Source organism: Alteromonas sp. BMJM2 (genome assembly GCF_027257845.1).
In the GTDB taxonomy this organism is placed as follows: Bacteria; Pseudomonadota; Gammaproteobacteria; order Enterobacterales; family Alteromonadaceae; genus Alteromonas.
The window spans coordinates 110,397-124,124 of record NZ_JAPVOT010000009.1; the positions used below are offsets into that span (position 1 = coordinate 110,397).

A 13,728-nucleotide genomic window follows, 5' to 3' on the forward strand; every position below is an offset into this window, starting at 1 on the left:
AGATAGTACTATAACCCTCTCGATTCTGCCATTTCCCAGTCTTTCACAATCTTTGTGCTTGTCCACAGGAATACCGCAATTGACAATGCATAGGGTATAACGAGATACAGCAGTGCTTGCCTTAACGCTTCTGTCTCACCTAACGATGGCACGAGGGATTGACTGATGATACCGGTTAGCGTTGGTCCGCCACCAAGAGCAATAATGTTAAGCACAAAAAAGAACAAGGCGGTAGACATTGCTCGCACGTTAATGGGTGCTAGCGTTTGCGCCATTGCAAAGCTTGGACCTAAATACGAACCACTGGTGAATAAAAGCAGCGCCATCAGCCCTACAGACAACCATAAATCTTGCACTTGTAAAGAGGCATAAAACGCGGGTAAACCCACAATAAGCATAATAGCAGGTAACAGTGCATACGCTTTTTTATTGTGCTTGCCCCATCTATCAGCGATGTAGCCGCCTAACCATACGCCTAGTGCATAAGCGGTACCGTTAATGATGCCGAAAACAACCAGCAGCTGGGTAATGTCTAAGCCAGCAAAGGCACGTACATAGTAATCAATAATCCAGGTCGAAATTGCATAGTTACCGAATGAGCCAAAAGAAATACCCAACGCCATCCCCCACCACGTAGGAATTTTAAGCAATTGCTTTAACGACTTCTTAACGCTTGGCTTATTTTCGTTTTCTGTTTGCGAAGGAGCGGTAACAGAGCGAGTGGGCTCTTTCACCGTAAATTTAAGCAGCAGGGCAAGCAGTACGCCTGGTATGCCAACGCTGTACATTACTGTTCGCCAATCGGCCGAGCCGCCTTGTAAGAAAAACGCTGAAGCAAAAAACGCGAGCATTATGCCAAACGGGATCCCCAGTGAATAAATAGACAATGCGCCCGCTCGTTTTTCTTTCGGGAATAAGTCGGAGATAATACTGTGGGAAGGTGGGCTTCCGCCAGCCTCTCCAATACCTACCCCAATGCGAGCTATGGCTAACTGAAGATAATTACCTGCTAGGCCTGAAGCGGCTGTAAAACCACTCCATAAGGTCAGTGAAATGGCGATAATGTTAACTCTGCTATAGCGATCGGCAAGCCAAGCAATAGGAATTCCCATCACCGTGTATAGCAACGCAAAGTAGATACCCTTGAGCCATCCTAATTGCGCATCATCAAGACCTAAATCGGCTTTTATGAAGGGAGAAAGAATACCTATTATCTGACGGTCAATAAAATTGAATGCATAGACAAGTGTGAGAATAAAAAGTACGTAGTTGCGGTAACTTCGAGATACACCCGCTTCTTGTGCAGGTAAACCTTCAACGCTTGTATGGGCCATAACAGTCCTTTTAAATGAAGATAGGACAGTCTACGCATGAGGTAAAATATTTGGCAACTAATTGTTACTTATTTGTAAACATAACGAAAATTTGTAACTGAGGCTTTTTGTTCCCTACGGCTTAGGGTAGGATATTTGACTTAAGACTCATCAGACCAGATAGGCAGTTATGACAGTAGATGAACTGTTAGATATTCCCTCCCTTACACAAACTTCTGATAACACATGGAAGGTAGACAATCTTGTGATCCCTAAAACGTGGGGACAAGGTAGAACTGCATTCGGCGGTATTTCGGCTGGCATGTTGTACACCGCAGTGAAACAACAAATAAACGATGATAGGGTATTGCGCTCGTTTACCACCAACTTTGTTGGGCCGCTTATGCTCGACACCCCTTTTTCAATAGAAGTTACGCTGTTGAGAATGGGAAAAAATGTGTCTCAATACACAGCTCACGCTATGCAAAATGGTAAGAGTTGTGTGTTTTCCCAAGCCTGTTTTGGCATGGGTCGAGAGTCGGGCATACGAGTGGAAAATACCGAAACCCACCTGATGTCTACGCCTAACAAGGCAAAATTCATTCCTCAAATTCCTAAAATAACGCCCAAGTTCTTGCGCTATTTCGACCTCGCTATAGAAGATGGCGGTATTCCGTTTACTCGCAAAAAAACCACTATCTATCACGGGTTCATGCGTTTTAAGCAGCCACCAGCGCAGATCACTGACGCTCATATCATCACAATGATTGATGCCTGGCCGCCCACCCTACTGCAAATGATGAAGCTTCCTGCCCCGGCAAGTACGGTGAGCTGGAACTTAGAGTTTATTCACCCCCACAAACCGGTGTCACCAAGTGACTGGTTTGCTTATAAAGCACATACTCGGCAGGCAGCGGATGGTTATGGGCATACAGAGGCAACCATTTGGGACAAAGATAACGAAGTTATTGCGATAAGTAGACAGACTGTGGCGGTGTTCGACTAGCCTCTTGGCGCCCAGTCTTTTGATATATAAGCTTTGATGGCCAGCGTTATGCTGGCCTTTGCAGTTTCATACGCTATCAATACAGCATGAACGCATTAGGGTTAAACAACGATATTACTGAGATACACTGAATATTGGTGATATCTAGCGCGTCTTCTAAATCGTTTTTTTGCAACAAAAGTTGCTCGTGCAGTTCTGGTTTTAAATTGTGATAGCTGGGGTAAATTTCAGGGTTTACATTGTCCAGTGAAAGCGCATAGGAAAGCTGGAGTATGCGATTTGCATCTGATTGCGATTCACTTTGCACATTGTGAATATTCGCAATTGGCTCCGAAATACTTTTTGGAATGCCCCACTTTTCAACGAGGCGAGCCGAAACCTCGCTGTAGGTATACCCCAATACGCCGTACTGAAGTTCAGCGGGTGTGACTTGCTCGTTGTAATTCAGGCAGCGTTTCGCTGCCTCTGGTAGAGTTGAAACGACAACGAGTTCACCGATATTATGCAGAAGCCCTGCGACAAAAAATCGTTCAGGCTCTTTGAGCGCTTTTATATCCGCGAAATATTTAGCCAACAAGCCACACGATACACTGTGTTCCCAAAACTTATCCAAATCAATAATTTGGGCATCAACATTCCCAAAGGCTTGACTCACGCCGTAGGCCAAAGCCAAGTCGTAAGTTGAGCGTGTACCCACCACCTGTATAGCTTTGGTTACTGTTTCTATTTGATTAGGGAACCGATACAGTGCGGAATTTGCTACCCTCAGAATCTGTGCGGCTAGAGACGGGTCAAAAGCAATAATCTCGCTAATGTTATCTATGCTTGACGCTGAATCATCCATACAGCGCTTCAAGCGTAAAACTGAGTCTGGTAATACGAATAAGTCTTCGGCTGTCGAAACTAATTCATCTATGTTCATGTGTGCACTCACTCCAATGCAACCAATGTGGTATTTGTGTTGTTAGAGAGATCCGATCCTCCGTCAATACTTTAGGTATAGGCGTATTTCGTCTAATGGTCAACAGTTGTTATGTTAGCAAAAAGTATAATTGCCAATAATTTCAACAGCTTAAAATCATACCGTTAGACCAAAGGATACAAGCACTACTAAATAAATGGATATCTTTCATCAAGTTAGTAGAACAAAGTAGCATTTCAGCGCTGTGCTGCGTTGATTTCTTATAATCTTCTTTTATTTTAATTTAACCCTTTTTATTGGAATAACTATCGTTCAATGTCTTCACTCTCAACATATGTCAGTTGTTTTGATATAGTCCGCGCATATCTTACTGGGAATAAATCTTTGTATGTTAAACATAGTGGTAATTGGTTACGTATGGCCTGAGCCAAAATCGTCTGCTGCGGGGCAAAACATGCTGTCGCTGATAAAGCAAAATCGTGACGTGGGCAACAAAGTAACCTTTCTCACTGCTGCAACTGACAGTATTCACAAAGCAGACTTAACAAAATTTGATGTTGGCAGCGAAGCAATTGCTCTTAACTGCAGTAGCTTTAACGAGCGCATAAGTGAAATAAATCCCGACATTGTTATTTTTGACCGCTACATGACAGAAGAGCAATTTTCTTGGCGAGTAAAAGAAGCGTGCCCTAATGCGCTTAGAGTTTTAAACACGGAAGACCTGCACAGCCTTCGCCAAGCAAGGCATGAAGCAGTAAAAAACGCCGGCGATGCATCTCATGCTGACCTCAATAGTGACCTGGCGCAGCGAGAAGTTGCCGCCATTCTGCGCAGCGACTTTACATTAGTCATTTCGCAGTATGAAAAGCACTTACTCGAGAACCACTATCGCGTGCCTAAGGCACAACTGCGTTTGCATCCCCTTTTTGTTGAAGCCCCTCCCCTACACACTTTAGCGTTCTCACAGCGCCAACATTTCGTGCATATTGGGAACTTTCGACATGCCCCCAATTGGGATGCAGTACTGCAGCTTAAACAGCACATCTGGCCTGCAATTCGTAAAAAAATACCTCAAGCCCAACTGCATATTTACGGCGCTTACTTACCAAAGAAAGCCTCTCAACTTCATAATGAAGCACAAGGCTTTATGATTAAGGGCTGGGCAGATAGTGCACAGGATGTTATTTCAAGCGCGCGCGTACTGCTTGCCCCCATTCGATTTGGCGCAGGTATAAAAGGGAAGCTACTTGATGCCATGCGCACCCAAACCCCAAGCGTCACTACGTGGTTAGGTGCCGAAGGCATCATTGAAGACCTGAGTGCCGAAGGCATCATTGAAGGAAATGTGGAAGGTAGCACCCCTGAAAATATAGGCCTCAGCGAAGCAATAAAGACGATGTCTGCTCAATGGCCGGGCGCTATTTGCTCAGCATTGATGGACAAAAACGCAGTGGATGATTTTGTCGAACATGCCGTAACACTGTACAACGACGAAAAAACCTGGCAGGGCGCCAGCGTTAGAACCGCAGATGTGCTTAACGCATACAAATCGCAGGCTTCTGAATTTTCGCTTCCCGAGCAATTGAAGCTACTCGCTAGCGGGCTAGAAACTCATCGAAAATCACTATTTCTGCAAAGCTTGCTGTGGCATCAAAGTCTCAACGCGACTAAGTATATGTCGCAGTGGATAGAAGAAAAAAATAAATAGCAGGAAAGTATAAGTACAGACTCTGTCAATTGCGCCCACATTGAGAGGGTTTACAGCACTTGTAATCGACGTATCACTGATTTTATACCGTTACCTCGTGACTCACTCATATAGCGCTGTAGTTGACACTCGTGTAAATATGCCCCGAAGTCAAAGTTCACTCTCTCTCGTCTTTCTAAATGGTTTGCTTTTTCCAGTAAAACCGCAAGTACGCCGCGAATAACTTTACTCGGTGAATAAGCAACAAATTCACCTTTACTGTATTCATCTTTACTGCATTCAGCATTTAGTAAAACCAGCCACACCGGGCTTTCGCAGCCCTCAACTGAGGTAGCATCGCTCTGCAAGTGCTCAGGCATTGCAGGTAACTTTTTACCTGCAAGCATAAGAGTTCGAGTAAACTCATCCCAACTTTTAGCATTTGAAAGTTGCTCTGCAATAGGGAGTAATTGCATATTCGCTAAGCCTTTAACTCTTCACTTAACTCTTGGCTGAGCTCTGGTGCCGTCATCACCAGGTTTTCAACATCGCTTTGAGTTGGAAACATCACCAGTTCAACACTATTACTTTCTAAACCAGGCAGCCATGTTGATATGAACTCATCCAATGGTGTACTTACACACATTCCGTCAAGGCCATTTGACGTAACAAAGGCATTCGCTAAATCGCGATGGGGGAAAATAGGAAGACGCACTGCACCATCATCTTCAAGCATAACGAAACCTTCAGAGCCTTGTACTAACCACACCTCTTTGGCTTTACTCACATAACTGATAACCAACATCTGTCTTTCTTCTGCAGACAGCTTCATTGCTTGGTCTATTACTGTATCACTTAATTTTTCACTAATAGTATTTGGAAACACGGCGGTTCTCGTCTTAAAATTTTCGGCAAGTATACCTATGCCAGTTGTGGGTGCAACGGCAATTAGACCAATGTTGAGATGCCGCTTTTCAAACGTCTGTGATACCATTTACACGTGGTCTATTTATGACAGCATCTACGGCGTTTTACCAAATCGTTTTGTTTGTCTCTAGTCAGGTATCTTTAACGTACTTTTAAGTGTTATCCGAGTCTAAATAAATTGCCCAGAACACATACAAATGATGAGACAGGACAAAAGATTACCTCCATGCACACACTATTTACCGCGTTAAAACAAGATACTCTCGATAAACACACCACATTAGAAGAAACGCCCCCTTTTTCGCTATTTCACAACCTATCCGAGTTTAGTACTTCAACGTATAACGATGTGCTTAGCGTAATGTCAGTATTTCATAGCACGACATCGTCTCATGTTTCAAAAGCGCAAAACGAAACACCGAGTCTTAATAGGCTTGCAGAGATGTTAAACACAGATGAAGTTTCTGCTGCACTACATCGCGATACCAACGCATTGCAATTTAATTTTGCCGAAAGCTTTGATACTGAGACGAACGTTGAGAATCAGGCACAAACTAGCCAAAGCCTAGATATTCAGACAGTCAATGCGCTTGAGAACCAACTCAGCTTTCGCGGGCAAAACTCAGCGGCTATCGCAGCCATATATGTATGGCTAGGATCTTCCATGGGAGCCAACATGATTAGCAGACGTCTTGAAAAGCTCAATAACGATGTTCCAACAGCGTATTATTCAGCAATGGCAGGATGCGCTAAAGCGTGGGTCCCGTTTAAGCAAACCGTTGAACATATTTTGGCTGAATTAAAGCTTGATGATGACAAGGGTATTCGAGATATTGTGGAAGATGCAAACTCGTGGTTTTCATTTTTAATCTCCCTAGGCAAGGCCCAGACAGGTAAGTAAGCCCTGAATCTCTCCTTTTATTCTCCAACGTATAAATTATCTTAATCAACCCTCTCTGCTTGTTGGTATATTATTCTTAAAGAATTTATAAATAGCGGCAAGCACCGAACATTAGCACCAAACATTAGCGCCGATATGCATCAAGCCCGTTAAGCGTGTCGCAAGTTTCTGGTATTCTAGGCCCATCATTGAATTGTTAGAAAAGAAAAATATGAAAGTTGTATCGTTTAACATAAATGGGATCCGTGCCCGTCTTCATCAGCTACAAGCATTAATAGATGCTCACCAACCCGACGTTATTGGTTTGCAGGAAATAAAGGTTCACGATGAACAGTTTCCTGTGAAAGCTGTTGAGGACATGGGTTATGAGGTCTTTTTTCATGGCCAAAAAAGCCATTATGGTGTGGCCTTTTTAGCGAAGAAATCGCCAACGGCTGTCATAAAGGGCTTCCCTACAGACGATGAGGATGCCCAACGCCGCATGATAATTCTCAAAACCATCGACGATGCAGGCGACCCCGTTACCATTTTGAACGGGTACTTTCCGCAGGGTGAGAATCAAAAGCACGAAACCAAATACCCCGCTAAGAAAAAATATTACCAAGATTTAATGACATACCTTAACGACAACCATACGCCTGACGAGAAAGTTATTGTTATGGGAGACGTTAACGTGTCGCACACCGATTTAGACATTGGTATTGGCGAAGAAAACAAAAAGCGCTGGTTAAGAACGGGAAAATGTAGCTTCCTACCAGAAGAGCGTGAGTGGCTAAACACACTCATGTCTTGGGGTTTTGAAGATAGTTACCGAAGCCTAAACCCACAAAGAGACGATGAGTATTCGTGGTTCGACTACCGCTCTAAAGGGTTTAACGATAACCGCGGCCTGCGAATAGATTTGATCCTCGCTACGCCATCGTTGCACAACGCACTTAAAGACGCAGGTATAGATTACGAATTACGGGGAATTGAAAAGCCCTCTGATCACGCCCCCATTTGGGCAACGTATGAGTAAATTAGTGACTCATACTCATTGGTAAACGTTAAACGCTCTTAAGTGCACAAACGCGTTGTACTAAAACTAGTAATACTAAAACTAGTAATACTAAAACTAGTAGTATTAAAACTAGTAGTACTTAAAACGCGTAGCGCTTAGCTAATACTACACACAGGAGAAACAGTGAGTACATTGCAAACGTTGGCGATGGTTGTTTACGGGCTTTTCGTACTAGGCTCGCTTAAAAACATAGACCTCGTTCATTTCGCGAAAACCAAACATCAGCAACATCTGGTGTTTGGTACTGCTGCTGCACTTTTTGTGCTGTGGTTGCTAAAGGCAGGTATCTTTGAAGGGTTAGACGTACACTTCCTTGGCCTGTCTGTACTCACGCTCATGCTCGGCTTTCGCTACGCGGTTATTTCATCTTTTATTGCACTTATTGGCGCTCACATCATTGGATACGGAACCTGGCAGAGTTTTGGGGTAAATGGCCTGCTCGGCACCGTACTTCCCATCGCCGTTACGTACTTTTTCTTTATGCTGTCGTTTCACCGTATTCCAAGACAGCTTTTTGTTTACATATTTGTGTGCGCTTTTTTCCCAGCGGCAGTGGGTATTGCACTAAAAACCTTTGCATTAGGCGGTTATTTCTTTATTGAAGGCGTCTACTCCTGGGACATTGTTTTCTCAAACTACGTGGTGCTTATTCCACTGCTTATTTTTCCTGAAGCATTGCTTAACGGCATGGCAATTACGTTACTTGTTATTTATCAGCCCACATGGGTTTATACCTTCCACGATAAGTTTTACCTCGATAACTGATGATAGGTAGACATACTCTAGCAGCCGAATTTCTATAACTAATTGTTAATGAGATTTTAATTATTTTTAATCTACACTATGCCTATCAGCAATTATGTAGTTAATTCTATGCGCATAAAAACCTACTCATCAGATGAAAAAGACACATTGGCGTCCGCAAAAGAAGTGTGCGATGCACTTCAAAGCGATGGACCAACATCATTGGTTATTGCATTTACTAATGCCGACCATGACCCCAGTACATTAGTAGCAGCGCTCAACGACATTAACGTCCCCTATTTATTGGCGACGTCGTGTCTTGGAAGTTTATTGTGCGATGAGTCCCGCGCCCAAGCAGACGCTGGACTTAGTCTTTTTTCAATTTTTGATAAAACCGGCGCATTTGGTGTTGGAAGCGCCGATTGCTCAGAAACTGACGCCTTTAGTGCAGGTGCTAGCGCCCTTGAGAATGCGCTTATGAGTGCAGGACGTCCGTTTGAAAGCCCCTCTCTTATATGGTGCGCGCTTCCACCCGGTGAGGAAGAAGCCATACTCAATGGTTTTACCAGCGTTGTAGGCGAGCAAGTACCTATTTTTGGCGGCTCGGCCGCAGACAATACCGTAGAGGGCAATTGGTATATCAGCACTTCATCACACAGCGGCGCCAATTGCTTAGCAGTGGCAGTGATGTATCCTTCCTCGCCGCTAGGGCTTAGCTACAGTTCTGGTTACAAACCAACTGATATAGCGTTCAAAGCATCAAAAGCCCACAACAGGCACATAGTAGAACTCAACGGTGTGCCTGCTGCCAAGGCGTATAACGAGGCTACTAATGGCTTAATAGCTAACGAATTGACAGGGGGGCAAATTCTGGGCCTAACCTCTACTGCACCACTAGGCAAACCGGTTCAGCTGGAAAATGGTGCACTCAATTATCTTTTATGTCACCCCGATGAGGTTTGCCAAGATGGCGGCTTAAACGTATTCTCTGAGGTGATAGAAGGCGAAGAGTTGGTGCTCATGGAGGGCAACATCGCCAGTTTAACAGCACGGGCAGAACGGGTTATCAATAACGCTATAATGCTGCTGCCCGATAACAGTAAGGCCGTTGGTGTGCTCTTGGTTTATTGTGCTGGATGCCGGTTGACTGTTGGCGATGAGATTCACCCTATGCTGACATCGCTACAACAAAAATTTGAGAGCTTGCCTATTTGCGGTACTTACACCTTTGGTGAACAAGGCCGGTTTTTAGACGGTAAAAGCCGACATGGCAATTTGATGATTTCGGCGGTTGTCTTTTCCAAATGATTCTACAAGAAGATAATGGTGCCAAATAGGTTCTAAGTATTAGCGATTTTGGAATAATGATTGTTAACTGGCAGTTCTTTTTTCACAGTGAATTGTATCGAAGGTGTTTTTTGATGGCAGCTTTTAAATGAGTAAAGATTACGAAAACGTTCTCGAAGACCTAGCCCTCGTATACCGGCTGAAAGAACAAGCAGAAGCACACAAAAAAGAAAGCGATGCGCTGCTGGCTGGCACTCGGGCTTTGCTTACCGCAAGAAACGAAAAAGAGCTGTATACCAAAATGTTTGGTATTTTTCGCAACCTTTATAGCTACGATGTTTGCTTTGTACTGGAAAACGACAGTAAAGGTAAAATGCGCTGCACCAATACCACACACCCTGCGTTATTAGATACCATGTGGAATGTGGACGAAACACTTTCCAGGGCCATAAAAAGCTCTCCAGTGGCGCTTTTTAATGTAAAGCTACAGCCAACATGGCGCGAACACCTTCACCTTTTTGATACTCCGGTAACCTCTGCATTACTGTGCCCATTTAGAGTGCACCAGCAGGCGGTTATGGTGTTTTGTCATCAAACCTTGGGGTTCTATACCCAAGAGTATGTGGATATGGCAAACCGCTACCGCACCTTTACTCAACAAATGTCTATGAGTGTTCAGGCCAAATTAATGGCACTTGAAACGATTAAATTAAAAGAAGAAAAAGCGCAGGTTGAGAAGAGCCTGATCTCGTCGGAAAAAATGGCGTCACTAGGTCTGCTTGCCGCCGGTGTAGCCCACGAAATAAACAACCCAATTGCCTTTGTTAATAGCAACATGATGTTTATTAAAGAGATACTACCCTCTTTAACAAGCATGCAGGATATTGTACAGGGACTTGCCGCGGCCACCAGTGACGAAGAGCGTGCGGCCTTAGCCGAACAAGCGAAACAGTGGTCTAACAGCAATAAAATAGGCCCTATTGTTGATGAAATAGCCGATATCTGCGAAGAATCGGCAGAGGGATTAAATCGCGTTACTGAGATCATTACGAGCCTGCGTTCATTCTCCCACAGTTCAGATGTATCAGATGACGACACTGTAAATATCAATGAATGTATAACTAACGGACTACGGTTAGTTAATAGCGAACTCAAGCACAAGGTAACCATCAATACCGACCTCGCGGAAATACCGTTAATTCGCGGGAAAACCGGTAAACTGAATCAGGTTTTGGTCAATCTTTTTGTAAACGCCGCGCAGGCGATGGACACTGGCGGTACGTTAACCGTCAAAACCAAATGCGACTATCAAGACAACAAGGAAGTGGTGATAGTGAGTGTGCAAGACACTGGTAGCGGTATTGAGAAAGACAACTTAGAAAAACTGTTTGACCCTTTTTACACAACAAAGCCAACGGGTAAAGGCACAGGTTTAGGGCTGTATATCTCGTTCTCAATTATTGAGTCTATGGGCGGGACAATAAAGGTAAAAAGTGAAGTCAATGTGGGCACCACCTTCATTCTTCAACTGCCTGTTACAGGCGAAGACGCTGCGGATAATACTAACCCTACTCGCACTAAATTTGCTGATTCAGCAGAGCAAAAACACAATGCTAACGATCTGCCTAAACAATAAGGCGCCCTAAACAAAAAAGCCGCATCGACTTACCAATCAACACGGCCTTTCATTTTAGGCTTTCAAAGCTTTTTGCATCGCAGCTTCAAAAAAACGTTATTCAAAGCAACGATACTCAACACTCACGTTACTAACATTATTTTTTGAACAGAATATCCATTACCTCAGACAACTCACCTTTTCCAGCGCGAATTTCTTCTTCAGACAACCCTGCAATTTCATGAGGAAACACAAGCCATTCGTCACTTTCATTAATATAGTAATCAGGCACTATGTCGGTTTTGTTGTTTTGCGGCTTGTACCACGGGCATGCAATTCGAATGTCTGTTGGAGTATTTAAACGCATCAACTTGTTGATTTGATTAATAAGCGCATCAACACTTCTGCCTGAATCAAATACATCATCAACAATTAGAAGCTTGTCGCCCGCATTCGCCTTTTCAACTAAATAATGCAAACCGTGCACGCGAATCTCTTTTGCCTGCTGATTAATCCCGTAATAAGACGAAGTGCGAACGGCAATGTGATCAGTCGACGTATCTTTGAATTCAAAGAACTCCTGCACAGCGATACCAATCGGTGCACCACCACGCCAAATACCTATAATGAAATCTGGACGAAAGCCGTCGTCATACACCTTTGCAGCTAAACGAAAGGAGTCCTGTAATAGGGATTGCGAGGTGATAAAATTCTTGTTCATAACGTCTCATTCGGCGAAATTTAAAAGACCGCGAGTATAGTGAATTTCAGGGCATTTTGCACGGAAAACTCGGTTAATTCAGCTGTTATCAAATCAGACACAAACTAGTAATCGATTTAGTTGCCAAAACGATTTAGCGTTTTTGGGCCACGTAGTTGACTACCTCTTTTATTGGCTTGAAAAGCCAGTGAGTAAATTACTCATTTTGTAGCACCTGGGAAGGCTGAGTTTTCATTGCTTTGAAGGCAGGGTAAATACTTGCCAAAACGCATAGCAGAACAGAAAAACCTGTAATGCTGACAATTTGTACGACATCCATATCAATAGGCAGCCCGCTACCATCGGCAGCTAGAGCAAGTGGCGAGTTAACCAGTGCTAACAGATTATTAAGCTGACTGGTAATAATACAGCCCAATATCAGCCCAATTCCTGCGCCCTTAATACCGTTAAATAAACCATTTAAAACAAAAATCCACATCACGGTGTTAGGCGTCATGCCTTGGGTTTGCAATACTGCAATATCGCCCTGCTTTTCCGATACCACCATTACAAGAGCAGATATAATATTAAACGCCGCCACTGCAATAATAAGTAGCAGCATCAGCATCATCATGTTCTTTTCCATTTTTACCGCGTCAAATAAAGGCCCCTGCCGCTCGCGCCACGTCTTTATAGCGGCAGCATTAATACCAAATTCACTGGTAAGGGTTTCGACAGTGGCTAAATAATTGAATGCATCGTTTAAAAATAGCCGTACTGACTCGCCTTGTCCTTTGGTGTCGCGAAGCAAGCGATTGACGTCGCTGATGTTCATATACAACACTTTGTCGTCCATTTGCGAGCCCATATCAAAAACACCTGATACTGTTACCAGGCGTTGGCTCGGCATTCTGCCAAATGGTGTATAAACGCTAGCACCGGCAACCATTACGCGAAGGCGGTTTCCAACGCGCACATCTAACTTTTGCGCTAATGCCCGCCCTATGATGACTCTAAAGCTGCCCGCTTCTAAGTCGGTAAAACGCCCCTGCTCCATGTTATTGGCTACCATGGTGTGTTGCTTCATTTGTGCGGGAAGAATTCCGTGAACCTGCACACCTCTTAAATCTCGTTTAGACTGCACAACCGCTTCAGTTTCTCGGTAAGGCATTACTGCGATTACGTCGTGAATAGACGACTCGGCAAGTGTGGACGCTATGTTGTCGTTGGCCGCTGAGGTGACTTCGATATGGGGAACAATGCCAAGAATGCGCTGCTTTAGCTGCCCTTCTAGGCCATTCATTACCGATACAACAATAATAAGCGCCGTAAGCCCTAAGGCTATCCCTGCTACTGAAAAGCGATTAATAAAAGACACAAAGCTAGTTTGATTGCTCTTGCTAGATTTGGCATACCGATAGGCTATTGATGCTGAAAGAGGATAGGACATGGCGCCTTGCTTAAAAAAGAAATTAACGTCTCGCCCACCGGTAGCGTGGTCACCCCATTAGTGTGGACCTAGCTTTAATTAGTCAAAAGGTGAGATGACGAGATACACCCAAAATA

13 protein-coding genes are annotated in these 13,728 nt (G+C 43.9%); 7 read left to right on the forward strand and 6 right to left on the reverse strand.

Going from position 1 to position 13,728, the window contains the following annotated elements:
- Positions 1-8: 8 nt before the first annotated feature.
- Positions 9-1,334, reverse strand: a complete 1,326-nt coding sequence (locus tag O9X84_RS11675) for a spinster family MFS transporter (RefSeq protein ID WP_269519947.1) — start codon at positions 1,332-1,334, stop codon at positions 9-11.
- Between the two features lie 169 nt (positions 1,335-1,503).
- On the opposite strand from O9X84_RS11675, the gene O9X84_RS11680 reads away from it, so the two are divergent.
- Entirely contained in the window at positions 1,504-2,319 is an 816-nt protein-coding gene (locus tag O9X84_RS11680; protein WP_269519948.1) for an acyl-CoA thioesterase, read from the forward strand.
- Between the two features lie 76 nt (positions 2,320-2,395).
- On the opposite strand, the gene O9X84_RS11685 is transcribed toward O9X84_RS11680, so the two are convergent.
- The gene (locus O9X84_RS11685; protein ID WP_269519949.1) at positions 2,396-3,241 is read right to left on the reverse strand and encodes an HDOD domain-containing protein; all 846 of its coding nucleotides are present in this window, start codon (positions 3,239-3,241) and stop codon (positions 2,396-2,398) included.
- A 388-nt stretch (positions 3,242-3,629) separates the two neighbouring features.
- On the opposite strand from O9X84_RS11685, the gene O9X84_RS11690 reads away from it, so the two are divergent.
- Complete coding sequence (locus tag O9X84_RS11690; RefSeq protein ID WP_269519950.1) at positions 3,630-4,949, forward strand: glycosyltransferase family 4 protein; 1,320 nt, start codon at positions 3,630-3,632, stop codon at positions 4,947-4,949.
- A 50-nt stretch (positions 4,950-4,999) separates the two neighbouring features.
- Here O9X84_RS11690 and O9X84_RS11695 read toward each other — a convergent pair whose 3' ends face one another.
- Both O9X84_RS11695 and O9X84_RS11700 read right to left on the reverse strand, forming a co-directional pair.
- Positions 5,000-5,404 carry a SufE family protein gene (locus tag O9X84_RS11695; protein WP_269519951.1) on the reverse strand — a complete coding sequence of 135 codons (405 nt, stop codon included), beginning with the start codon at positions 5,402-5,404 and terminating at the stop codon, positions 5,000-5,002.
- Between the two features lie 5 nt (positions 5,405-5,409).
- Entirely contained in the window at positions 5,410-5,922 is a 513-nt protein-coding gene (locus O9X84_RS11700; protein WP_269519952.1) for a DUF2750 domain-containing protein, read from the reverse strand.
- 159 nt (positions 5,923-6,081) lie between these two features.
- On the opposite strand from O9X84_RS11700, the gene O9X84_RS11705 reads away from it, so the two are divergent.
- The 5 genes from O9X84_RS11705 (at position 6,082) to O9X84_RS11725 (ending at position 11,483) form a co-directional block, all read left to right on the forward strand.
- Positions 6,082-6,756: a biliverdin-producing heme oxygenase gene (locus O9X84_RS11705; protein ID WP_269519953.1), complete on the forward strand. Its 675-nt coding sequence runs from the start codon at positions 6,082-6,084 to the stop codon at positions 6,754-6,756.
- Between the two features lie 211 nt (positions 6,757-6,967).
- Positions 6,968-7,774 carry an exodeoxyribonuclease III gene (gene xthA / locus O9X84_RS11710; RefSeq protein ID WP_269519954.1) on the forward strand — a complete coding sequence of 269 codons (807 nt, stop codon included), beginning with the start codon at positions 6,968-6,970 and terminating at the stop codon, positions 7,772-7,774.
- 165 nt (positions 7,775-7,939) lie between these two features.
- Positions 7,940-8,581 carry an energy-coupling factor ABC transporter permease gene (locus O9X84_RS11715; RefSeq protein ID WP_269519955.1) on the forward strand — a complete coding sequence of 214 codons (642 nt, stop codon included), beginning with the start codon at positions 7,940-7,942 and terminating at the stop codon, positions 8,579-8,581.
- A 108-nt stretch (positions 8,582-8,689) separates the two neighbouring features.
- A complete protein-coding gene (locus tag O9X84_RS11720; protein ID WP_269519956.1) occupies positions 8,690-9,868 on the forward strand; it encodes an FIST signal transduction protein in 1,179 nt (392 codons plus the stop codon).
- A 127-nt stretch (positions 9,869-9,995) separates the two neighbouring features.
- Positions 9,996-11,483, forward strand: a complete 1,488-nt coding sequence (locus O9X84_RS11725) for an ATP-binding protein (RefSeq protein ID WP_269519957.1) — start codon at positions 9,996-9,998, stop codon at positions 11,481-11,483.
- 136 nt (positions 11,484-11,619) lie between these two features.
- Here O9X84_RS11725 and O9X84_RS11730 read toward each other — a convergent pair whose 3' ends face one another.
- Both O9X84_RS11730 and O9X84_RS11735 read right to left on the reverse strand, forming a co-directional pair.
- Positions 11,620-12,183, reverse strand: coding sequence for a phosphoribosyltransferase (locus O9X84_RS11730; RefSeq protein ID WP_269519958.1), 564 nt, complete (start codon positions 12,181-12,183; stop codon positions 11,620-11,622).
- A 196-nt stretch (positions 12,184-12,379) separates the two neighbouring features.
- Positions 12,380-13,612: a lipoprotein-releasing ABC transporter permease subunit gene (locus O9X84_RS11735; protein ID WP_269519959.1), complete on the reverse strand. Its 1,233-nt coding sequence runs from the start codon at positions 13,610-13,612 to the stop codon at positions 12,380-12,382.
- Positions 13,613-13,728 lie beyond the last annotated feature (116 nt).